This window comes from Bradyrhizobium sp. URHA0013, from assembly GCF_000518345.1.
In the GTDB taxonomy this organism is placed as follows: domain Bacteria; phylum Pseudomonadota; class Alphaproteobacteria; order Rhizobiales; family Xanthobacteraceae; genus Bradyrhizobium.
The window spans coordinates 1-21745 of record NZ_JADK01000014.1; the positions used below are offsets into that span (position 1 = coordinate 1).

At 58.4% G+C, this 21745-nt stretch carries 15 protein-coding genes, 1 tRNA gene and 6 pseudogenes; 7 read left to right on the plus strand and 15 right to left on the minus strand.

What is annotated here, in order from left to right; all coding sequences use genetic code 11:
* Positions 1-300: ATP-binding protein (locus N551_RS0118725; RefSeq protein WP_027568209.1), on the plus strand; the 300-nt coding region annotated here is incomplete at its 5' end.
* A 954-nt stretch (positions 301-1254) separates the two neighbouring features.
* Here the strand turns inward: N551_RS0118725 and N551_RS37170 are convergent.
* The 5 genes from N551_RS37170 to N551_RS37175 form a co-directional block, all read right to left on the minus strand.
* Entirely contained in the window at positions 1255-1455 is a 201-nt protein-coding gene (locus N551_RS37170) for a hypothetical protein (RefSeq protein ID WP_027568210.1), read from the minus strand.
* Between the two features lie 61 nt (positions 1456-1516).
* Positions 1517-1592 (minus strand) — tRNA-Thr (locus N551_RS0118735).
* A 9-nt stretch (positions 1593-1601) separates the two neighbouring features.
* On the minus strand, positions 1602-1754 hold the full coding sequence (locus tag N551_RS38145) for a hypothetical protein (RefSeq protein ID WP_155809798.1): 153 nt from the start codon (positions 1752-1754) through the stop codon (positions 1602-1604).
* Between the two features lie 199 nt (positions 1755-1953).
* Positions 1954-2103 (minus strand): hypothetical protein, encoded by a 150-nt coding sequence (locus N551_RS38150; RefSeq protein ID WP_245287813.1) that lies wholly within the window; start codon positions 2101-2103, stop codon positions 1954-1956.
* Between the two features lie 102 nt (positions 2104-2205).
* Complete coding sequence (locus N551_RS37175) at positions 2206-2445, minus strand: helix-turn-helix domain-containing protein (protein WP_081747888.1); 240 nt, start codon at positions 2443-2445, stop codon at positions 2206-2208.
* Positions 2446-2898: 453 nt separating this feature from the next.
* Here N551_RS37175 and N551_RS36660 point away from each other — a divergent pair, with 453 nt between their 5' ends.
* Positions 2899-3144, plus strand: a complete 246-nt coding sequence (locus N551_RS36660; protein WP_051462829.1) for a PilZ domain-containing protein — start codon at positions 2899-2901, stop codon at positions 3142-3144.
* 143 nt (positions 3145-3287) lie between these two features.
* Here the strand turns inward: N551_RS36660 and N551_RS35830 are convergent.
* The 6 genes and pseudogenes from N551_RS35830 to N551_RS38160 all read right to left on the minus strand — a co-directional run.
* Positions 3288-3782, minus strand: a pseudogene (locus N551_RS35830) (DNA ligase); the annotation flags it as partial.
* A 326-nt stretch (positions 3783-4108) separates the two neighbouring features.
* Positions 4109-4336 carry a hypothetical protein gene (locus tag N551_RS0118765; RefSeq protein ID WP_155809799.1) on the minus strand — a complete coding sequence of 76 codons (228 nt, stop codon included), beginning with the start codon at positions 4334-4336 and terminating at the stop codon, positions 4109-4111.
* 15 nt (positions 4337-4351) lie between these two features.
* A complete protein-coding gene (locus tag N551_RS38895) occupies positions 4352-4516 on the minus strand; it encodes a hypothetical protein (RefSeq protein WP_197031161.1) in 165 nt (54 codons plus the stop codon).
* Positions 4513-4878, minus strand: a pseudogene (locus tag N551_RS35835) (hypothetical protein). The gene N551_RS38895 and the pseudogene N551_RS35835 overlap by 4 nt, the downstream one beginning before the upstream one ends.
* 170 nt (positions 4879-5048) lie before the next feature.
* Positions 5049-5291 (minus strand): hypothetical protein, encoded by a 243-nt coding sequence (locus tag N551_RS38155; protein WP_155809800.1) that lies wholly within the window; start codon positions 5289-5291, stop codon positions 5049-5051.
* A gap of 80 nt (positions 5292-5371) precedes the next feature.
* Positions 5372-5656, minus strand: a complete 285-nt coding sequence (locus N551_RS38160; RefSeq protein WP_155809801.1) for a hypothetical protein — start codon at positions 5654-5656, stop codon at positions 5372-5374.
* A gap of 182 nt (positions 5657-5838) precedes the next feature.
* Here N551_RS38160 and N551_RS37180 point away from each other — a divergent pair.
* A pseudogene (locus N551_RS37180) lies at positions 5839-6212 on the plus strand (DNA ligase); the annotation flags it as partial.
* A gap of 1474 nt (positions 6213-7686) precedes the next feature.
* Here N551_RS37180 and N551_RS35845 read toward each other — a convergent pair.
* On the minus strand, positions 7687-7974 hold the full coding sequence (locus tag N551_RS35845) for a hypothetical protein (protein ID WP_027568216.1): 288 nt from the start codon (positions 7972-7974) through the stop codon (positions 7687-7689).
* Positions 7975-10389: 2415 nt separating this feature from the next.
* Positions 10390-11050: pseudogene (locus N551_RS35855) on the minus strand (NAD-dependent epimerase/dehydratase family protein); the annotation flags it as partial.
* Between the two features lie 76 nt (positions 11051-11126).
* On the opposite strand from N551_RS35855, the pseudogene istA reads away from it, so the two are divergent.
* Together istA and istB are read left to right on the plus strand one after the other, a co-directional pair.
* Positions 11127-12434 (plus strand): annotated as a pseudogene (istA, locus tag N551_RS39715) (IS21 family transposase).
* Complete coding sequence (istB, locus tag N551_RS0118840) at positions 12434-13294, plus strand: IS21-like element helper ATPase IstB (RefSeq protein WP_027568218.1); 861 nt, start codon at positions 12434-12436, stop codon at positions 13292-13294. Before istA ends, istB begins: the two are co-directional and overlap by 1 nt.
* A 62-nt stretch (positions 13295-13356) precedes the next feature.
* On the opposite strand, the pseudogene N551_RS0118845 reads toward istB, so the two are convergent.
* A pseudogene (locus N551_RS0118845) lies at positions 13357-13670 on the minus strand (NAD-dependent epimerase/dehydratase family protein); the annotation flags it as partial.
* Between the two features lie 899 nt (positions 13671-14569).
* On the opposite strand from N551_RS0118845, the gene N551_RS38165 reads away from it, so the two are divergent.
* Entirely contained in the window at positions 14570-14785 is a 216-nt protein-coding gene (locus N551_RS38165; protein WP_155809802.1) for a hypothetical protein, read from the plus strand.
* 671 nt (positions 14786-15456) lie between these two features.
* Here N551_RS38165 and N551_RS35865 read toward each other — a convergent pair.
* Positions 15457-16587, minus strand: coding sequence for an acyltransferase (locus N551_RS35865; protein WP_051462831.1), 1131 nt, complete (start codon positions 16585-16587; stop codon positions 15457-15459).
* A 1465-nt stretch (positions 16588-18052) separates the two neighbouring features.
* Here N551_RS35865 and N551_RS0118860 point away from each other — a divergent pair.
* Complete coding sequence (locus N551_RS0118860) at positions 18053-21733, plus strand: Ig-like domain-containing protein (RefSeq protein WP_081747891.1); 3681 nt, start codon at positions 18053-18055, stop codon at positions 21731-21733.
* The last annotated feature ends 12 nt before the right edge of the window (positions 21734-21745 follow it).

Sequence of the window (21745 nt, forward strand, 5' to 3'; positions counted from 1 at the left end):
TACGAGCGCACGTCCATCGTCGTCACCACCAATCTCGCGTTCGGTGAATGGCCCAGCGTGTTCGGCGACGCCAAAATGACCACCGCGCTTCTCGATCGCCTGACCGACCATTGCGACATCGTCGAGACCGGCAACGACAGCTGGCGCTTCAAAAGCCGCGACGACGATCACGCAACCCGCGCTCGCACCGTCTCCGCAACCCCGACCAGCTCCGACGGTGCGAGCGCTACCGCCAAAACCCGCCGCTCGAAGGGGTCAAAATTGGACGCCGATACAGGGTCAAATTTGAACGCCGATTGACAGGCGCTATTCAACAACCTGGCAAAGCATGGCTTTTTGCTATCTCCTATCTGCCTTCCCGCGGACATAGCTACGAGAAGTGACAACGAGCAGGACGAAAGTGTCGCGGGGGCAGCACTCGGTAGAGCGGAGCCGAGCTCTGAAAAGTCGGCGGGCTCAGTGCCTCTCCCGCGCCAGCAACGTCCACACCGGCGACGTGCCGTCCCAACGTCGAAGTCGTCCGTAAAACCGTACCCCAACCCCGGCCTCTTTCAGTCGCGCGACTACGAGATGTAACGCAATCACGTCCCCCTCTGCTAGCTCCACACAACCCCGCTTGCGAGACCACACCGCCCGCAGATTTGGTTCTAAACTTGCGGCCGTTTTTATCCAAAAAGCCATTGCACCAACTTCCAGAATGCCCAGCCGATCGCGCTGATCCATCCTAGCATTGCTACGACAACTGCGACGGCCCAAATGATCTGGACATGCCAGCGGCGACCTTTTGTGTGCCTCCGCTGAATGTTCGCCGCATCGGCGTGACGCAACCCGTCGTCCCCTGTTCGCGCGCTCTCGCCAGGCTTTAATGCATTCGCCGTTGTGATCGTTGGGAACTCAAACTTCACATTACTGGTCCGTTGCGAAGCCACTCACCTACCGTTGCGATCGGCCGGTCAACGAGGGGTAAGGGCGGGACCCGTTGACTCCTCTCGGGTGTAGCACTCGCACGTTAGCATGCCGAATTGCAGACTCGAGTTCCGTCACCGCGACTTCAAGCCGCAAGTTCCGAAGTTCATCCATAGCCTTGCTAATCTCTTCTTCCGACAGCCGCGCCGGCTTTGAGAAAAAAGGTAGCCACATCGAATCGCCTCTCTCCAAGAGACGCCGGGTGGCTTGTTTGGTTGCTCCAGGTCAAAAAAAAGAAGCGGAGCCGGGAACTTGATGTGGATTGAGGCTTGGCAATGGCGGAATTGACTACTCCGACTGAGACGGCCAATTGATTGGCAGCGCAAAGAGATCCCGGCGATCAATCTCCCTGCGAATTTCCTCGGCTCGCTGTTTGGCCGCTTCACCCAAAAAATGGTATCGACCGTTGCTTATGTCGGCCGCGGCCTGCTGTCTGATGTTCTCGTAGTGATACAGAAGGCTGGCGTCGCTCAACTGCTCGTAGCTCATGGAGTCAAACCGCATCGAGAAAGGGCGAAACCAATCGACGCGCGCCGGCGTCAAAAGTAAGTGGTGCCAGTTGAGAGGAATCGAACCTCCGACCTCCGCCATACAGGGACGGCGCTCTGCCACTGAGCTAAACCGGCGCTGATATATCAGTGGAGCCAGACGGGCTTGCGGGCTGGTCTGGTCCGAGCAATCCATTTTTCAAGACGGCGTTGCATATCAACAATCATCGCGAGGCGTTCCTCGATCACCTCAATGGAATCCAACTGGCAATCACTGCGTGTCTGATCCGAGTCGCTCATGATGTCCTCGTAACGGTTTAAAATAGGCTGCAGTACAAATGACGCTTGGCGGACCGACCGGTAAAAATCCTTGAAATGAATTTAGGCTGCCGGCCCTGTATATCTTTATTGTGCGAGAACGTATCGGCGGAGGCAAGCTAGCCGTTGGATTAACCTAACCAAGCAAGGTTAGCAGCGGAAGTCGCCTCCAGAAGGCCATTCATTTGTACGCATCCATCACCCGCGTCATCGCCGGATGCGTCCGGTTCTTGACCTTGATCCAGTCTTTCGACCGGGAGCCGCCGTAGCGGCGATCGCGGCGTTTCGACACCAGGCCCTCGAGGCCCCACGCGGCGGGAGAAACAGGCATGGGCCGACTCCTTTCCCTTCGCGAACGGCGCCACGAACATGCGAGGCGGCTAGGCCCGAACAGCGGCAGCTTGCCGCAGGGATGGTTCGTACGTCATCCGATTCATTGCGCGAACGCGCGTCCGCTGGTGCGGTTTACTCGGCCTCGCTGCTTGCGGAAACGTTGCAGTCGACCATAGACGGCCTGACGCGACCGACCAAGCCGCTCGCCGATCTCGGTTGCAGTCTTCCCTTGATCGAGCAGCGCAAGCAGTTGTGCCTCTTCTTCATGTGACCACGGACGGACTTCTTGTCGATTGTTGGACATTGATTTCAAGCCAGCAAAAGCGCTGCGGACCATCATGCTACATCAAGATGGTAAATGACGCGTTCGAGGTGTTGAGGAGCGAACGTGTCCGGACTTGCTTTGCGGACCGAGCTTGTTCGTTGCCGCGCCGGCGTCCCAAGGTAGGGCGGTCCACGGGACTCGCGTAACTCTCTTTAAGTACTATGGATGTAAGATAAAGGCCTTTCAGCGCCGCCCCATTGTACAAATGAGATTGCCGTGACCCCAGACAATGATGATGAGCTCACTGTTTTGACGCGAGAGATCGCTGACAAGTCGACTTATGTGCACGATCAGACACTTCTGATCGAGGTTCTTGAGCAGGACGGACATGACCTGTCCGAGTATCGAAGTGAGCTAGCCAGGGAGCGATCCCATTTGGCAACGCGGATCGCAAGGCAGTTCAGATTACTTGAAATAACATCGGCTAGGAAAGTAGACGACTCATCCTCGTTAACTCAGGGATGATCGATGTCCGACCGCCGCAAGCTTGATCGTTCGGATGTGGACTTAGCAGCCTACATTTTCGGAGATGGAGGCAGCCGACGTTGCCGCGTGTTCAACATCTCAGAGAACGGCGCGGGGATCGAGTTACCGACGAAGCTGTACATGCCGGCCACATTCAAGTTGATGTTGGAAAGAGACCGCATCATTAGAGTTTGTCGTCTAGTCTGGTCTGGCGATACTCGCATCGGCGTCGTGTTCAAAATCGATTGAGTCGGCCACCAACTTTTTCCTGGCGAAAGCTCTCTCAGCCAAATGACTCCATTACCCGCGTCATCGCCCGGATGGGTCCGGTTCTTCACATTGATCCAGTCTTTCGACCGGCCGCCGCTGTAGCGGCGATCTCGGCGCTTGGACACCAGGCTCTCTAGGCCCATGCGGGCGGCGGCGCCGAACAGCTCGGTGCCGATCTCGCCTGGCTCGAACGGCGCGACGAACATGCCGTCGGGCCGGCCGCGCAGCAGCCGAGCCAGATTCGTCTTGCGTATCGACAGCGGCAGTGAACGCAGATCCCCGCTGCCGAGCGCGAGGGCGTCGAAGGCGTAGAGCTGCACTTCGTGGTCGTGCTTGCGTGAATGCAGCGCGTTGAAGTCGGACACGCCGTCCACGCCGAGCACCACGGCCTCGCCGTCGACCACGAATTGATGCTCGCGATTCTTCAGCGCCGCTTCGACGATCCAGGGGAAGCGCTTCGTCCAGTCATGGCCGTTGCGCGTGATCAGTCGCACGGCCTTACCCTGGCGCTCGACGCGCAGGCGATAACCGTCATATTTGATTTCATGGATCCAGCCGGGGCCGTTCGGCACCGCCTTTGCGGCGGTCGGCAGGCAAAATTCGAACGTTGTACGCATAATCGTCAGATAGGTCTCACAAAGGGAAAATTCTATCGGCGTGAGGTCGCGGGAGAGGGTCTTTTAACCACTCAAGACAAGAGCCGCGGCGGGTACATCGCTGCGGCTCTCGCATTCTTCAAAAGTGGCCGGGTTAAAAATGAAGGTAAGAAAATGGACCAGCCCCGGTCGGGAAAAAATAGCAACGAAAACCCTGCGAATCGAGTCGCTTCTTTCGACGGAACAATGATTTAGCTGGAACTGTGTGCACATTAACGAGCAGAAATTCCCGGATACTCAAGTTCGATAGGCGTGTGGGGGTGTGGGCCAGTAACCCCGGTATCCGGTCAACGCGGCTTCCGGCGCGGCTTCCCGGCCGCGTTCCTGACCAGCGGACGCATCGCGTCGATGCTGGTGAGGCTGGGGTCGAAACCCTTCGGCAGCACCGGCATCTCGTCCGGAGCGGCATCGGTGCAGTCCGGGCAGGGCTCGCCGGCGCCGCCACAGCCGCAGGCCTTCGGCCCGTCCCACGGGCGATCAGGATGATTTTCGCAAACCCAGCGGGCGCATGCCACGTCCATTTCCTTCCATCAGTGCGCCGTGGGCTCTTCCTCGATCTCCTGCCCATGCAGATGGTCGAGCACGTCGCCGAGTTCGCGCATGTCCAGCATCTTGCCGCAAACCGGGCAGCGGATGAAGTGCTCACACTCGCTTTGCGGCGTAGGGCCTGCCGGCTTGCCCTCGCGAAACATCATGCTGCGGCGCCCTTCAGCGGCAGCGTGAGCTGTATGTCGAACCGCCTGGTCGCGTTGACGCTGATGAAGCCCGCGAGGGCCGGGGAGACTTCGTTGTCGTTGTCGACCGCGCGCTGGGCCAGCGCATCGGCGACGTCGGATGTCACGTCCCGGACCCTCCCTCCATCGCGTTGAAGCACACGATCCGGACCGGATAGGCATACTGGCCGGAGAGGAGGGCCGTGCAGCACGGTCTCGAGATCGGTGTCCGCTTCATCAGTCTCGCGTCAGGCGCAGCCGGCACGGGCGCCAAAGTCTTCAAGGACAGGGTCGATGTCGCGATCGAGGCGATCGGCCGGTACGATCGAGGGCGAGGAACGCATACGCTTACTCATACTATCGGCCGGGCGGAGACACGGCCCCGGCTTCAGGGGGGCTCTTGAGGGTGGCCGGGGCCGCTCCGCCAGCTCGGGCGGTGAGCCAGCGGAGGTTAACTTTCAACTAAGTTCCATTGTTCCTTTCCGGGATTAGTGGCTGCACAATTTCGCGTATTTCAGTGTTCCGTTTTTCCGATGAGGTCTTTGCCATGTCCCAAGGAGTTGAAGATCTGCAGATGCTGCGCCTGATCACCGCCTTCCAGAAGATCGCAGACAAGGACGCGCGACGCCTTGTCTTGACGTTCGTCGAGAAGCAGCAGGCGCAGTCGCCTCAAAAGCCCGGGCGGACCGAGCACTAAGACACAATTGCGGGTGTTCGAGTTTGCCGGTAGCGCTTTCCAGCCGAGGAAGCGCTTCATGAAAGACATGCTCGAACATCTTGCGACACTGCGCGAGCAGATTGTGAAGTGCGAGCAGTTGAGGGACGCAGCAAAGTCCGTCATGAAGCGGGTCGTCGCTGACGCGCTTGCAGCATCTCCGAACGATCGGCAGTTAACTCTCCAAAGCGCGCTCCGATGAGCGCGGCTGCCCCCTCGTAGAGAACGCCTTCACCTTGGAGCTCGCGCGAGGAGGCTCGCTCGATGTACAGCTGGCCGACGACCAGCATTACCACTGCGAACACCTCAGCGAGCATTGCCGTCGAGAACTGGTGAAGCTCATCCAGGGTGCGGTAATCGGCAATGAAACGGCTTCGTTCCGAAGCATCGGTCAGTGCAAGAAACACAGTTAATCAAGCTCGCTCCCCGAGTTAGCGCTCCCCCACAAGCACACTCAGTCGGGGTTCAGTTTTACCAAAGCGTTTAGGCTCTGCTGCCCGCAAGACACGGGCGAGGACCGGCTACAGACTTTGCCGCTCGCCTACGCCGGCCAGGACCCGCGGCAGTTCAGCCTGCGCCTGGTCTAGCAGTGGCGTTTCAGCGAAAGAAACCGGAGGCAATCGGCGTAAAGGCGCCGCTTCCCGGATTCATCGAGCCAGCCTTGGCGACGTCGATCGACCGCGTGCCGTCCGGCGAACGCTGGGTCCATGAGATCAAGTTCGACGGCTACCGCGTCCAGGTGCATCTCGCCAATGAGACGGTCACCGTGTTCACCCGCCGCGGTCATGACTGGCCAACCGCTTCAAGAAGGTCGCCGCAGATGCTTGGCACATCGAGCCCAGCGCGGCGATCGTCGATGGCGAAATCGTGGTACCGGCCGCTGATGGCACCACGGATTTTTCGGTGTTGCAGAACGAGCTCAAAGGGACGTCGACCAAAATCGTCCTGGTTGCGTTCGAGTTGCGTGCTCGCAAGAAGGAGCACAAGGGCACTGGTCCGCTGATTGTTGGCGTCGATCCCGCCCGGTTCGGTGCTGACAGCACGGCCATTGCCTGGCGTCGTGGCAGCAGCATCGAGAGGATCGAAAAGCGGAACGACCTGGACACCATGCAGGTTGCGGGCTGGGTGGCTCAAATCATGCGGGACGACAAGCCAGCCAAGGTGAATATCGACGTGGGCGGCCTTGGCGCCGGCATCTATGACCGTTTGGTTGAACAGGGCTACGGCGGCTCATTCGGTAGTGGCCAGCTTAATGCCGTCAACTTCGGCTCAAAGCCGATCGATCCCCCGCCGTTGGATGACAGCGGCAAGCCTTCTGGCGGCCCTGCCAATCGCCGAGCTGAGATGTGGTCGCACCTGAAGACAGCCTTGGAGGGCTCTCACTTCTCCCTGCCTGACAGTGACAGCTTGCAAACCGACATCTGCGGCCCAGGGTACCGCTACATGAGCGACGGTCGGCTTCTGCTGGAGAGCAAGGACGACATGAAGAAGCGCGGCATGCCCAGCCCCGATGAAGGCGACGCGGTGGCGCTGTGCTTCAGCGAGCCTGGAGGAGCGCCCGTGGTCTCGAACGTCAATTTGAATCGGCCAATCGCTTACCCCGCCATGGGATATGTCTGATGATCGATCGCTTGGTGGAGGCCTGCGAGACCGGCGAGCGTGCTGCATGCGGCGTGGCGTGGGGGCAATATCCCTCAAGGGTTTTGAACTGCTTGCCAAGCAAGGCCTATGGGCAGATGCGGCGCAGGCAATCGTTGCTCTGGAGGCCGTACATCCCCGAGCACAATACCGGTTCGTGAATGTTTGGACGCAGCGGTCGTTTGCGCGCTACATCACCGATGAGACCTTGCCTGCTTGCCTTCTTGCGCAAGGTGATGCCGCCCTATCTCGGCGGGGACGTGGACCTTTTTCGCGGCCAGCGTAGCGACGACCGGCCAGGAGTGTCCTGGACGCTTCCCCCCACATCGCTTTGAAGTTCGCGATGTTTGGAGATCAGAATATTGACCGCATTGACCTGACGCTTGATGGACCGGGCAAAAGGCAACCCCGGTCGGATGGTATCATTCTGCAAGCGTGCGTGCCCGCTTCGAACATCATCTGTGCGCCATGCCTGCTGACCGGCCTTGAGGGCGAGTACATCATCGATCCGCGCGGGATAGTTCTCGGCTGCACCCGCCACTGATGCGGCAGGCTGGATCAGAGACGAGCTTGCAGGCGCGCTGGACGATCTGGGGGACATTGCTAACTGGGTCTGCGCCGTTGTGAATAGGCACGGGCGGCGACCTGATGAGCAGATAGACGGGCTCCTGAAACGAGCCGCAGATGAGGGCGACGCTGATGCGGGAGCCCTGATCGATAGTGGGCTGCTGCACCCGTTTTTAGTCCAAATAGTCTCAAGCCTCTGCGAACCGAAAGAACTGTCATGACTCCTGTGGCGTTAAACCTCGCGGCGCGGCTTGTCTACACCTACCAGCATCAACCTCATTTGCTCGATGATGCGGAGAGTCTCCGGGAGGTGACCGGCCTTGGTTCCAGCGCCAATGCTGAATTGCTCAGCATGGTTCGCGGCATCATCGAACGCCTGCAAGATGGGGACTCGAAAGCCCACATTTAGCGCGCCGAGTCTCTGAAGCAGGCAGGTCAAGACAAACTGCATCGCCAGGTTCTCGGCTGAGATTTTGACAACCTGTTCTTCAATCTCGGCCAGCAGATCACGTTCAGTCATAACGCCCTCATTCTTAGCCGCTCTCGGGGCGTGACTCAATCGGAGCGGACGCGCAAAGGCAATGCCGTCATCCACACTTAATCCGGTTGATTGCCATTGCCGAGCCCCGACTCAGGCGCGCCCTTCCGCAGCGCAATTAGATGCGATGGAATTCGACGGTCTTCCGACTTAGCGAAACGCCAACAGTTTTAAATCCAGCGCTTGTCCACGCTTTTGCGTGGCCGTGCCCAGCCTTAAGCGAGCTTTCGTTTCCCCACCAGGCGTTGAACTTGTAGGCCGACCGAGGTAGCGGTCTTCCAAGAATTTCCTCGATCTCGGAAAAGGTGAGTTGGATAGTAGTCTGTTGCAGACTCTGGAGCCAGCGGCGCAGCGGATCGTAAACGCTCATTGGACATGGTGTCCTTAAAGCACTGATCCAATCTCAATCCACGCTCGAGATCAACGTCGCGTTTTCATTCCGATCTTGACCAATTCAGCAGTGCCTCGATCGATACTATCGGCAGCCCGGTCTAGAACGCGTTGGTCGATCTTGGGCTTTTTTTGACGAAGCCTTCAGTCCGATCTCGACCAGGCGGCGGATGGCTTCGGCCCGCGTCGGCTGATCAGACTGCTGAGTTACCCAATGATCTAGGGCCGCTAACGGCGACGGCTGCATGCGGACAACAACTTGCGTGCCTTTGCCCGTTGCGGGAGGACCTCGTTTTTTCTTTGCTAGCACAGTTTTCTTTGCCATAGAACCATGCTAGCATAGAAACAGGCCGAAGAAAAGTTTGCACCCTCTCTCCGGCCCTAACCTCAACCACGAAGGGTATCCAATGATCGAGGCTGATAGCGTGCATAGCACGCCACCCCTAAACACGTCTGCTCTGTTTCACGGATGAGCTTCGCTGATTGTGATGGGCCGTCGAAATCGGAGCTCGTCGCGATCTTGGATTGCACGAGCTGCTGAGATGCCTTCCATCCGCTTGGTGCCTCGCCTAGCGTCGAGACGCATCCTTGTCGTCCAGAGGCAAAGTCAATGAGTGCCTCGAGTAGCTCGCAGGCAAGTTGCAGCGTCTCTTTTATTATCGAACGCTCAAGTGAGGCGCAGCGACAGAGTAGTACGTACGTCGCAGGCTGAGCGCTCACAAGGACGGAATTGATGCGGTTCGAGCGCGATGCTGACGGTGCCTCCGTCGGCGATCTCTGCAGCCGGTTGGAACTATTGTACCTTAGTACTTCTATCTGCTTCAATTTGAATCGATTTGCTTATCAACATGACCCAAGGCAAGTCTCTTCACCGGGGCTGGCTGCATATTTATTTGGATCTTTTTGCCCGGTTTATCCCTGACACGTATTTCGCGGGCCGTGTCGGTCCCGCATTCATATTTTGTGCCATAGCAATGGCCTCTTTTGAGAATGATCGTGAGATGCTTCACCTGATCAGTGCATTCAAGGAGATCAAAAGTCCGGAAATGCGCCAGGCGATAGTCTCCTTGTCGAAGAGCTAGCGCAGAAAAGGGATTTGGTTCGAAGGGCACCTAGAAAAGACGGTTAGCCGTCTTGTTGTGCCGGCCGTCTACTCGCGTTGGTAACCTGCAACACAAGTTCACTCCGCGTTCGCTGTCTCGCGCGAGGACGACTGCTTGGACGTATGACAGCCGAATGGAAAATTAAGCTACAGCTTGCGCCACAGAGGAGCCCGATTACGCTGTCGTCGAGCAGCAACTCGCCAAAATCGATGGAATTATTTCGAAAGGGGAGAAGGTCAAGATTGCCCAGCAGGCGGCTCAACTCTCCGGCAAATGCCCGCCTCCCGATCTTTTTAGCTCACCCAGTCTCAGCCGGTTAGCGAGAAAGCATTTGAGGTGATCATCGATGAACCTTCCCGACCCGGTCGAGACTAATGAGAGGACACGAAAGCGCGAGGGCAACGTGAGTCACGCTGATACAGCGAACGTTGGACCAGGGCCGGGTAGAAGTCGCCTCTGGCCTGCTTGCATAATTTGGGCTTTTGCATGCGTCGTGGCAATGCTCGGATGGACAAGCGCGCTCGCATGGGCATTCTGGAAGTTACTAGGCTGGCTCACAAACCTAGGCTGAAGAGCTGCGGGCGTCCCAACAAAATCTGCACCAGCTTGACCCCTGCGCAGATGATCATTCCCCATAATGCGATGTTGACTTGTATTGTTGTGTGCATAAACCACCTGGCGGGACCGCCTGCTGAATGCGTGGGGCCCAACAATTGCAACACAATGCCAATGATTCGATAAAGTTCCCTAGTAGAGCGATTTGTGCAGCGCACTTGCAGGCGGCTTTAGCAAGCTCAGGTTCTGCTGCGACACAATATTCAGGGACGTTGGGCGGCGTTGACGCAAAACAGGATCAGCGCGGATTAAGGTTTGCGGCCGATACCGTGCAATGCGGGCGCGCGAATTACCTGAGCGGGTGTGCTTTCTGGTGCCAAGTCCAGGCGGTGCAGATCACCGTAGCGAGGTCGGAGTGGCGCGGCACGAAGTTCAGCACCTTTCGTGCAGCGGATACATCGGCGACGAGATGGGATCGCGAGCGCGATGCGGCTTGACGGTGTGCGGCACCTCGCGCCCGGTCTCCTGCCTGATCGCGTTCAGAATGTCGCGCACCGAGAAGCCGGAGCCGGTGCCAAGATTGAGGCTGCCGGCGGCATGTCCAGTTTCAAGAAGATTCGACGCCGCGCCATGCGCCGCGGCGAGATCGGTGATATGGATGTAGTCGCGGATCGCGGTGCCATCGGGTGTGTCGTAGTCATCGCCGTAGACGGCGAAGTCGATATCTGCAGCGCCATCATGGCGCGCGGAATGAGATGGGTCGTTGTCGCGTAGCTCGCCGATGCCGCCGGCGGGATCGGCGCCGCTGGCGATGAATAGCGTAGGCAGAACGCGCCGAAGCCGTACGCCGAGCGATAGTCAGCGAGCATGCGTTTGATCATCTACTTCGAGGCGCCGTACGGATTGATCGGGGCGCAGGGGAAATCTTCCGGCAGCTCTTTGGAATCGGCGTTGCCGTAGACGGCGCCAGTCGAGGAGAACACGATGCGATTGCAGCCTGCGTCGCGCATGTCGCGCGCCATGGAAAACTGCCCCCTCGGCGCCATGAGGAATTGCCCCCTCCTTGGATAGCCAAGGAGAGAGCAAATGAACGAGGAACGAATCACTAGAGGCTCGTCGTGGAGTGATCCACGGGGGCAGGTAATGAAGACGCCGGACGACGTGGCGGAGATGTTGCGCCTGAGCGCGTGCGGATGGGGGCTGAAGCGGATTGCGCGCGAGCTGGGCTGCAGCCATCACACGGTGAAGGGTTATGTGGCGGCGGGCGGGATGAAGCCGTTTAAGTCGCCCGAGAGGCCGCAACGGCTCCATGGCCTTGAGGGCTGGCTGCGCGAGAGGTTCATTCGCCATCGTGGCAATGCGGACGTGGTGCGCCAGGATCTGTTGACTGAGAAAGGCGTGACAGTCAGCCGGCGAACGCTGCAGCGCGCGGTGCAGCCTTATCGGCAGGCGCTGAAGGCGGAGGCGCTTGCGACGACGCGGTTCGAGACACCTCCGGGTCGCCAGCTGCAAATCGACTTCGGGGAGGTCTGGGCGAGATCGGCGGAACCAAGGTCAAGGCATTCGTGTTCGTGGCGACGCTCGGACATTCGCGACGGCTCCATGTGCGAGCGTTCCGGGCCGAGAAGCAAGAGCACTGGTTTGCCGGGCTCGAGAGCACATTCACCACCTTCAGCGGTGTACCCGAGGAAGTGCTGATGGATAACCCACGCGCACTTGTGGTGCGCCACGACGCGGTGAGCCGGTCGGTTCAGTTCAACGACAGGCTGATTGCCTTCTCGAAGCACTGGGGCCTTCCGTCCTCGCGCCTGCGCACCATATCGGGCACGCACAAAGGGCAAGACGGAGAATGGCGTCGGCTACGTGAAGAAGAACGCGATCGCAGGTCATTCCTTTGCAAGTTGGGAAGCGTTTGAGGCCCATCTCGCCAGGTGGGAGCGAGAGGTTGCGAACGTCCGCATCCACGGCACGACCGGCGAAGCGCCGATCATCCGCTTCGCACGAGACGAGGCCCACCGGTTAAAACCGCTCGGCGGGCGGCCCTCGTTCGGATCATTGCGTGAGCTAACCCGGATCGTCGGCAATGATTGTGCCATCGAGATCGACACCAATAGTTACTCGGTACCGTGGCGCCTTATTGGTGAGCGCGTCGCGGTGACCGTCGCGGCTGGCGAGGTGCGGATCCGCCATGGCGTGCACCAGGTTGCGGTTCACGAGCAATCGAAGGGGCGTCGACTGCGGATCGTCGATCCGCTCCATCTCGATGGTGTTGCCGGGCGCAATGGCGCGGTCCGCCGGCTGGAGATTGCAGCGGCGGTGCCGGAATCGCCTCCACCGCATTCGTTGTTGCGTCCGCTTGCCGAATATGAAGCCGTGATCGGAGGAAGCTTCTGATGACGCGCGCAAAGAAGGCAACCGAAGCACCGATTGAGCCCCTTGATGCCATGCTGGCGCGATTGCAGCTCTCCGGCATCCGCGATCAGCTTGATAGTTTGCTCGACGAGGCGGCGCGCGCGAACCTGTCGGCGCGTGAGACGCTGATCCTGCTGTGCGAACGTGAGATCGCGCGCAAGGATCATCGCCGCATCGATATGGCGCTGAAGCTTGCACACTTCCCGGCCGTGAAGGAGCTCGCAGGCTTCGACTTCGAGGCGCAGCCCTCGATCGATCCCAAGCAGATCCGCGACTTGGCCGCGTCACGTTGGATCGCCAACGGCGAGAATGTGCTGCTGCTCGGCCCGCCGGGCGTCGGTAAGACGCACTTGTCGATCGCACTCGGGCGAGAAGCGATCCTGTCCGGTTACACCGTGCAGTTCACCACGGCGACGACGCTCGTCGCGGGCCAGGCCAAGGCGCATGGCGAGCGGCGCCTGGACGAGAAGCTGCTCGCGCTGGCGAAGCCGAAGCTGCTCATCGTCGACGAGCTCGGCTATCTGCCGCTGGAGCCGGACGCCGCGCATCTGTTCTTCCAGCTGGTCAGCCGCCGTTACGAAACCGGTGCCATGCTGATCACGTCGAACCGCAGCGTTGCCGAATGGGGCACCGTGTTCGCCGATGCCGTGGTCGCCACCGCGATCCTCGACCGGCTCCTGCACCACAGCCACGTGATGACGATCCGCGGCGACAGCTACCGGCTCCGCGCCAAACGGAAGAGCGGCCTCATCAAGGCGCCGCCCGCCGGTGACGGCCCTCCGGTCGGCTCCGCCTCCCTCCGTCCCGTCACCGGCGGAAACGACCATCAAACGACATCATGAAGCCGAGGGCGGGGGCGGTTCTTCATGACGCAAAGGGGGCAGTTCCGGATGGCGTTTGACACGCGCATCGCCTGCAACAGCGACAGAGTGCCCTGAACATTGTTGATGTAGTATTTTTGCGGATCGGTCATGGACTCGCCGACCAGGCTCGCCGCTGCGAAATGCATCACCGCCGTAACTTTGTGGTCGGCAAAGGCTCGCGGCAGCGCGGCGCCGTCGAGGAGATCTCCAACCACCAGGGGCGCGGCGACGAAGCTGCGATGACCTGTCGAAAGATTGTCATAGACGACGGGCTGAAGGCCGGCGGCAATCAATGCGCGGCAGGTGTGCGAACCGATATAGCCGGCACCTCCTTGACGAGGACGGTCGGTCGATCATGCCAATGCTTTCTTGGTAATTGAAGGGCCGGCTGAGGATGGGGCGCCTAAAGCTCAGCGATGTTGCAGCCGCAAGAGTGTGAAATTCGACAAGTGAAGAGCAAGACGACTGCATTCGTGGCGGCTTCGTCGAAGTCGTCGAGTGGAAAGGCGGTCGCCAAGGGTTCTGAAAGACACGCTCAAAGATAAACATTGAATCTGCCGAAATAAAAGACAAGCGCAACGGGCGCCCATGGGGCATAATCTGGCTTTCTCAGTGAGGTGCATCCTATGAGGTTCCATCTCGGTTCAAATCCCAGGCGTCTTTCGGACCAAGACATTGCGGCAGCCATGGAAGAACTCCTGCAACTGCGCATGGAAGTTGCCGCAGAAGAGTATCACGCCCAACTTTCGTCGGTACGGAACACTGTCGTCGTGAGACCTTACGGATCCCGCCCGCGAACAACGACATTGACGGATTGGACCTAGCTCGTTGCTTCAAGCCGGCTATTAAGCGGGAATTTCTTGAAATTCAGCGCCGCATTCATTGAATTGCATGAGTGGGCACAGGCAGCCGGCCAAATCCTTCGTCAACGGAAGAAAAGCACGAGCCCCCATCCGACGAGGTAACAGAAAAAGACTTCTGGGAATGTAACTCTCATCGCAAATCCCTCGTTCTGAAGCGTACTAATTTTCCGCGCTGTTGAAAGTCTATTGGTACGCTTGGCGTCGAGTTTGAACGCGGCCGTGGGGATCAAAATTCAAGGCCTATGCGCCTCACTCGCAAGCGCTCGCATTGCGGCAAGGCTATCTCTCAAATGGAATATTCATCAACATTATAACGGAATACCTATTTCGTCGAACCTCAATTGGGGCTAATGTCTGCCTGTTGGCGGTTATTTTGTGGCCGGAGGGGCCAATGGATATTTTCAGACAGCGTCTTAGGCGTATTTCTGAGGAAAGTCAGCGATTGAACGGCGTCATGGTCGAAGTTCAGCGTTTGCGAAAATTGGTCGATGTGGCGGCAGCCGAAGCCCAAAACAGACAGCAAGAGCGCAAAGTGCAAAAAGGAACGTCGGCGTCGCCGTTCGTCTCCCGGCGTGCGGGCGGGCTTTCAGGGGCGTGCCTTGATTGAGTAAACGAACCTGTTGCTGAGTTAGAGGAGACGTTCGATCCAACGCGCTTCCTCGGTTCATCTTCGCGGGCTTCTTTGCGAGGTCGGGCATCCCGGCTGGAGCGACCGCGGTAGTTCGACGTGGGGCAGTGCAGTGTTCGTGTTGTCTTGATGAGGTTGCGGCGAATGAGATCCGTGCCCAGTGGCGAGCGGAGGGAGCGCGGTGACTTTGGAGAATGGCAGGTGCACCGGTTAGAGAGACTTGAACTCCAGCCCTTGTTAGGGGGGCGGAAGCGTGTCCTCAAAACCGATAGCTCGGTTCGACGATTCAACCGAGATGTGGTTCAGAATAGATCGTCTTGCGGAGCTAGTGTCGAGGACACCTTGTCCAGTTTGTTGCGCCTTTCGTGCTCCAACAAGTATCGGATGCGACGTGCGCGAGAAATGCGGTCTCGCCACGAGTAGCCCATCAGAAATCCGGCGGGCAACCCAACAAATACGATTCCCAATGCGGCGCCTAAAGCCAAATCCATCTCAGCGCGCCCTCTGACCGAGGTTGCCGCCAAGTTCACCAAGTGCCGAGACAAGCAAGCAAGTATCTAACATCGGTTTTCTGTCGCATTTCCTAAGCGAAATCGCACGAGACGATGGGGTCTGCGCGGCGATGGGTGGAGGGAAAGTAAGTGGGCCGATCACTCGAGTTTCAATATCTTTCGAAGGGGCGGAACCGATGTGGCGTCCCGTCTAATCAAATTCTTTAGCCGCAATACGGGTTTCTCGACCAGTTTCCACGACAACATGGCAAACACAACAGTAAGCGGAAGGCCGAATAGCAAAATCACCCATCCATGCTGATATTCGGCCGGCAGGAAGTAGACCAACGTCTGTTGTATCGGGAATCCAAACAAGTAGACTCCGTAAGAATAATCTCCGCTTTGCAGAATGCGCGCGAGGTAAATCTTGCGCGTACCGAGGTAGATGACGAGGTACGTCAGCGCGAGCAGGCTAAATATGACGAGCGGCTCGTACGACAGGGCCCCAATCGCGACAACGAAAGCTGCGACGGCGTTGCCTGGCGACATAACCAGACGATCGTTCCAGTGGAAGGCGCAACAACCAACGACAAACGAAACAATCAATATCTTCCAGTCGGCGACGGCCAAGAAATTATAGAGTTGTCCGCCTCTCAATACATAAATGCCTGTCAGGCCCAGTGATAGCTGGGCAATCAGCGTGCAGTACTTCCTGCTGAATGCTGCAGTCGATGCCATCATGAGTGCCATGAAGAGGTAACAGAAGAACTCCGGCTTCAGCGTCCATAGATTCAGATTCACGGCGTCAGGCACCGGATTGTGCAAAAATAGTCCGGGCAGGAAAAATTGCGCATTGCCCAGAATATTCTGGAAGTACCTGAGAAACAGAGGGTCGGAGAAGTATTCGGACAAATTTTTCTCGCTGAGCCACGGGCCAAGAACCAGTGCACAGAGCGTAACCTCGACAATCAGCGCAGGTGCAATCCTCAATATGCGAAACAAGAGGAAGGTCGAAACGGCTCTCGTGCGGATGGCGCTTCCAGCCACGAGATAGCCGCTGACTATGAAGAACATCGGAAGCACGGGCTTGACGAGCAACTTGTGAATGGGATCGGCCGCGAATGCTTCGGCGGCCTCTGCGCCGTCACAAATGAACATGGCGTGGAGCGTGAAGACCCAAACCGCGAGCAGGAGGCGGAGGGCGTCGAAGCCTGGGCCGTTGCCGTTGTGGACCTTCAGGATGTCTGCGGCAGTCAATCCGTGCGGCTTGTCAGTGCGATCTAAAGGCATACAGGTTCAATCGATGAAATAACGAATTTTAATACATCGCGCGGCGAGCGGGCTGGACTTTTATTAAATCACGCCGACTGGGTTTACCAGCTGCGATGATCGTGCTGGTTACCGCGCCCGCGTCTGCCCCGCACACCGCCGGCGCTCGGTCGACCGAGCGTTATTCGGCTCGGTTTTTACCTTGACTGGTTGATTGTCGGGCATTTTAATATGCAGATCAATTGGATTTACTGGGGAGTTAATTGTATTAATTGAGTGACCAAATAGATTATCGGCTAATCTAAGTTGTGATGTCGTCAGGCGGGTGCCGTCTGCGAAAACGACGGAATGGATGACCGGGAGGAACGATGTCAGTAGCATGTCTCAAGTCGGACAGGGCGAAAGGCGCTCGAAAATATGCGGTCGCTATAAAGTTCGCACGGTAATTCTGTGCCTGATCGCAACGGCTGGCTGGACGTCCGCCCTCTTTTGGGGGGCAGTGCGTCTGGTCCACCTGTCGAGCCTAGCGCATCAAGGAAACGATGGGGCGACGACGGAGCGCTGTTATCGTGAGGTCATGCCCCCTGCCTCGGCCGCAAAATCATCGCCTCCCGGCGCTGGATAGTTTCCATCTCAACCACATGCCAATTTCACCCGGTCTTTAGCCAATCCCGAAGATCGATCGCTAAATCTTGCTTGCGTGAGGGCTCCCGCAGCTTAGGTTGCATTTAATCTGATTGATTCAATTTTCAAAGTCGATCTGTCTGATTTCGGGATGCGGAAAACGTTTCGAGTTGATGAGAATTCATGTCTGGGGATCTACACCGTCGATTTCAGGAATTAAGGCGCTTGCGAAAATTGGTCGCCGAGCTCGAACGGCGACTCGCTTTGCACCGTGCCCGTTCTTCTCAAGACGCCGTTCGTGATGCACAAGAGCCAACGGAAGTCAACCTGCCGATTGCGGATCGTAGCGACTAAGACTGCTCCGCTGTAAGGGACCCAGATCTATTTGACGCCGCGCTTGATCGATTCTCGAAATAAGACCGGGCTCGTCTCACTAAGTGTCAAGCGCACATAATACGTGACGTCGTCAAACTGGTTGGGGCGCTTCCGTCGATTGACTGATTAACGAGCGTGCTGCCGCCGTGACGTCGGCAGGTGAGGGCGCCGAGGTCGCAATTGCACCTCTACCGTTGAGACCGGTGCTACCGACTGCCCATTAAATGCGCGCGAAATCGCAATCTGCCAACGCAGCAACGGCTTTTCCCAGCGGTGGAATGATTGTGGGGCGTTCATTGTTCCCATGGCACATCTCGGTCGCAAAGTTATCACACGAGTACCGCTATCGGTTCAAATCCTCGTCGCCTGCGATGCCTAAAGGCCGTGTGGGGCGTACGTACCAACTGGACGATTCGGGCTTCGCTCGCTCACGTCAAGCCGCTTGGCGTGGCGTTCCTTGGGGTTGATCTCAGAAAGAGAGCTGTCAATGGCTGTTCAAGTGCCAACCATCGTGAATTTCTCTGCGGACAGCGGCACACTTGATGACGGCGTTACGGATGCGAATGTCGTAACGGTGTGGGGCAAGGCCGATGCAAATACCACCGTATCGGTTTTTGACGGCACGACCCGGCTGGGGACGGCTACGACAAACAGTTCCGGCTCATGGTCGTTCACGACCCCGAAGCTCGCTGACAGTACACACAGCCTGACCGCTACGGCAAGTGACGGATCGAGCACCAGCGCTGCGTCGTCAGCTTTGTCGATTAAAGTGGTGCCAAGCGTAACTAAATTTGTGCCGGGCACGGACAATTGGAGCAACCCAAGCATCATCGACGCGCAAGGTTGGTACAGCGAAAATGCTGGACAATCGTGGAGCGTGACCACGCCAGACACTCACACGGTCCGGATGGAATTGCGCGCCGGAGACATCTGGGCAGATGGGGACAGCTCTCGCTCTGAAATCCTCGCCGCAAATTCGGTTGCTAACGGCGATATTTTCAACGCTTCCTATTCGATGACGATCGAGCCCGGCACGTCAAACGTCAATTCCGGTCTGTCTTGGCTCTCGCTTACCCAAATGTACGGCCTGAATGGAGCCACGTTTTCCATTCAGCTCAAGGGAGAGCAGATGGCGGTTGTGGTCAATCTCAACGAGCCCACAGAAAAGCAGGTCTACATTGATCCCAGTGCGATTCAGCGAGGCCACGCGTACAGCATTCAGATTCAGGCGCGCTTCGCCGCGGATTCGTCTGGCTATCTCGAGATGTGGCGTGACGGTGTACAAATTGTCGACTATCACGGCGTGCTGGGAGACCCCGGAGCCAACTACAATCTAAAGCTTGGCATCTATCGTGGGGAGCCATCCGCCGCGAACTACACAATGGCGGCCGACTACAGCAATATCATCACGTCGACTGATCCGGCATTTCCGACGCCGCCGTTCGGAGGGACGACTGCTCTCGGACAAGCGCCTGTCATTCCGACGATCGGCTCGTTCTCAACCGACAGCAACGTGGTCGGCGACGGGATTACAAACGACAATACTCTGACGCTGACCGGCACGGCATCCGCGGGCAACACTGTCAAAGTCTACGATGGAACGACTTTGCTCGGGTCCGCTACGGTCGGTACGAATGGCACGTGGAATTTCACCACCACCGCGCTCTCGAACGGCAAGCATAGTTTCTCCGCTTCGGCAACTTCCGCGGGTGGTACCAGCGCGCTTTCCAAGGCCCTTGCTGTAACTGTTGACACCGTTGCCCCCACAGCGCCGGTGATCAGTTCGTCTTCTCCCAACGCAAGCCGCAACACGGTTCTGACGCTTAGCGGTGCTGCCGAAGCGACCAGCAACGTCAAGGTATTCGATGGAGCAACTCTCCTCGGTTCAGCGACGGCAAACGGAAGCGGGGCCTGGAATTTCACGACTGCCGCGCTGTCGACGGGGGCCCATCACTTCACCGCGACAGCCAGGGACGCGGCGGGCAATAGCAGCGGCGCTTCGTCCGCCTTTGACGTTACGCTCCAGGCGCCGGCTAGCACGCCAACGGTATCTTCCGTGTCGGCGTCCAGTTCCAAGATCGTTTCTGGAAATGGCAATCTCGCGGCCGGAAGTGTGGTCACGCTGGCGGTGAAGCTGAGTGAGGCGGTGACAGTGGCTGGCGGCACGCCGACGCTGACGCTGAACGACGGCGGCAAGGCGACTTACACCTCCGGTTCGGGCACCAATACGCTGACCTTCAGCTATACCGTGGGAGCCGGCCAGAACACCTCCGATCTTACAGTGACGGCGGTCAACCTGAACGCGGCGACAATGAAGGGCGGGACAGGTGTCGCGGCCAACTTGACGGGGGCGGTGACAAATCCGTCCGGGACACTTCAGATCGACACCACGGCACCGACGGTGGCATCGGTTGCCGCCTCGGGCAGTGGCATCACGGCGGGCAGCGGCAAGCTGAGCACGGGCAATGTGGTCACGCTGGCGGTGAAACTGAGTGAGGCCGTGACGGTCGCCGGCGGCACGCCCACGCTGACGCTGAGCGATGGCGGTACGGCGACCTATACCGGAGGCTCGGGCACCAATACGCTGACCTTCAGCCACACCGTAGTCGCTGGCCAGAAGGCCTCTGACCTCGCGGTTACGGCGGTCAACCTCAACGCGGCGACGGTAAAGGATGGCGCGGGTAACGCGGCTAACCTGGTTGGTGCGGTCGTCAATCCGTCCGGGACGCTTCAAGTAAACGCCACGACGCCATCCGCACCGACGACGACACCGACGGTGGCGTCGGTTGCCGCCTCGGGCACTGGCATCACGTCGGGCAACGGCAAGCTGAATACCGGCGATGTGGTCACGCTGGCGGTGAAGCTGAGCGAGGCGGTGACAGTGGCTGGCGGCACGCCCACGCTAACGCTGAACGACGGCGGCAAGGCGACTTACACCTCCGGTTCGGGCACCAATACGTTGACCTTCAGCTATACCGTGGGAGCCGGCCAGAACACCTCCGACCTTGCGGTGACAGCGGTCAACCTGAACGCGGCGACGGTCAAGAACAGCAATGGTAGCAGCGCCAATCTGGCCGGCGCGGTCACGAATCCGTCGGGCACGTTGCAGATCGATACTGCGGCGCCAGCCGTGTCGTCGATGATATTCTCCGGAAACGGCCTCACTGGTGGAAGCGGCAAGCTCGTGTTTGGTCAAACCGCCTCGCTGACAATGAGTTTCAGCGAGCCCGTGACCGTCGTCGGGGGCACACCCACCCTAAAACTAAACGATGGTGGTACAGCAACCTATGCTGGTGGTTCGGGTACCAATGCCTTGAAGTTCAGCTACTCGGTGGGACTTGGTGAGAACACCTCCGACCTCGCGGTAACAGCGGTCAACCTGAATTCCGCGACCGTCAAGGACGCCGCTGGCAACGCCGCCAGCCTGGCTAACGCGATCATCAATCCCTCAGGAGCGTTGCAGGTCGATACGGCGATCCATCTCACGAAGGCTGGGGATTCCTTCTACCTGCTGAATGCCAATGGTACAGGGCCGTCGCTCAAATATGAGGGGACCACGCTCACATCGAGCCGTGACTTCACGTGGTATCGACCAATAGCCGCCGTGCAGACTGAAACGGGCTATGACGTCGAGCTCAAAGACAACAGCAAGAGCCAATATATGATCGTCAGCGTCGACAAGGGGGGCAACTGGACCAAAAACCTCTCGCCTATCGTGCCGGGAACAGATCCGGTGCTCAAGCCGTTCGAGAGCGTTTTCCGCCTGGTTATGAATGGCGATGGTGTCATTGCGGCATCAAACGCGAGCAATGTCTCGAAGGCCAGTGCAAGCTCCTCCGTCACCGATAGCAGCGCCGCGTCTACGGACGGGTCTGACACCGTTGCAGCCATGAAGTTCGCCGTCCCGGTCGGTGATCCAACAGCGTCGGTCCAACCAAGCCAAAAGGTGGACGCATCCACGAGCAGCTCCTGGGACAATTCGGCGCTTACGTTGGATCATCGCCTTGCGCTATTCACGCAACATATCGCTTCGGCTTTCCCATCCTCGCCAATAAGCGGGGTCGACGAGTCGTCGTTCGGTCAGTCCGCGTGGAGAGGCACGGAGCCATCGAACCTGGCGAAGCCAGTGGTGGCCCAGCAGCATGCTCAAGCGGGGGCAACAATCTGATATCGCGCCAGT

What these genes read in the sequence shown, in the direction of transcription:
- N551_RS38165 (WP_155809802.1), top strand. Translation starts at nt 14,570, where the DNA reads ATGGATATTTTCAGACAGCGTCTTAGGCGTATTTCTGAGGAAAGTCAG.
- N551_RS38150 (WP_245287813.1), bottom strand. Translation starts at nt 2,103, where the DNA reads ATGCCTGTTTCTCCCGCCGCGTGGGGCCTCGAGGGCCTGGTGTCGAAA.
- istB (WP_027568218.1), top strand. Translation starts at nt 12,434, where the DNA reads ATGACGCGCGCAAAGAAGGCAACCGAAGCACCGATTGAGCCCCTTGAT.
- N551_RS37170 (WP_027568210.1), bottom strand. Translation starts at nt 1,455, where the DNA reads ATGAGCTACGAGCAGTTGAGCGACGCCAGCCTTCTGTATCACTACGAG.
- N551_RS38145 (WP_155809798.1), bottom strand. Translation starts at nt 1,754, where the DNA reads ATGAGCGACTCGGATCAGACACGCAGTGATTGCCAGTTGGATTCCATT.
- N551_RS38895 (WP_197031161.1), bottom strand. Translation starts at nt 4,516, where the DNA reads ATGATGTTTCGCGAGGGCAAGCCGGCAGGCCCTACGCCGCAAAGCGAG.
- N551_RS0118860 (WP_081747891.1), top strand. Translation starts at nt 18,053, where the DNA reads ATGGCTGTTCAAGTGCCAACCATCGTGAATTTCTCTGCGGACAGCGGC.
- N551_RS38155 (WP_155809800.1), bottom strand. Translation starts at nt 5,291, where the DNA reads ATGAAGCGCTTCCTCGGCTGGAAAGCGCTACCGGCAAACTCGAACACC.
- N551_RS35865 (WP_051462831.1), bottom strand. Translation starts at nt 16,587, where the DNA reads ATGCCTTTAGATCGCACTGACAAGCCGCACGGATTGACTGCCGCAGAC.
- N551_RS35845 (WP_027568216.1), bottom strand. Translation starts at nt 7,974, where the DNA reads ATGACTGAACGTGATCTGCTGGCCGAGATTGAAGAACAGGTTGTCAAA.
- N551_RS37175 (WP_081747888.1), bottom strand. Translation starts at nt 2,445, where the DNA reads ATGATGGTCCGCAGCGCTTTTGCTGGCTTGAAATCAATGTCCAACAAT.
- N551_RS36660 (WP_051462829.1), top strand. Translation starts at nt 2,899, where the DNA reads ATGTCCGACCGCCGCAAGCTTGATCGTTCGGATGTGGACTTAGCAGCC.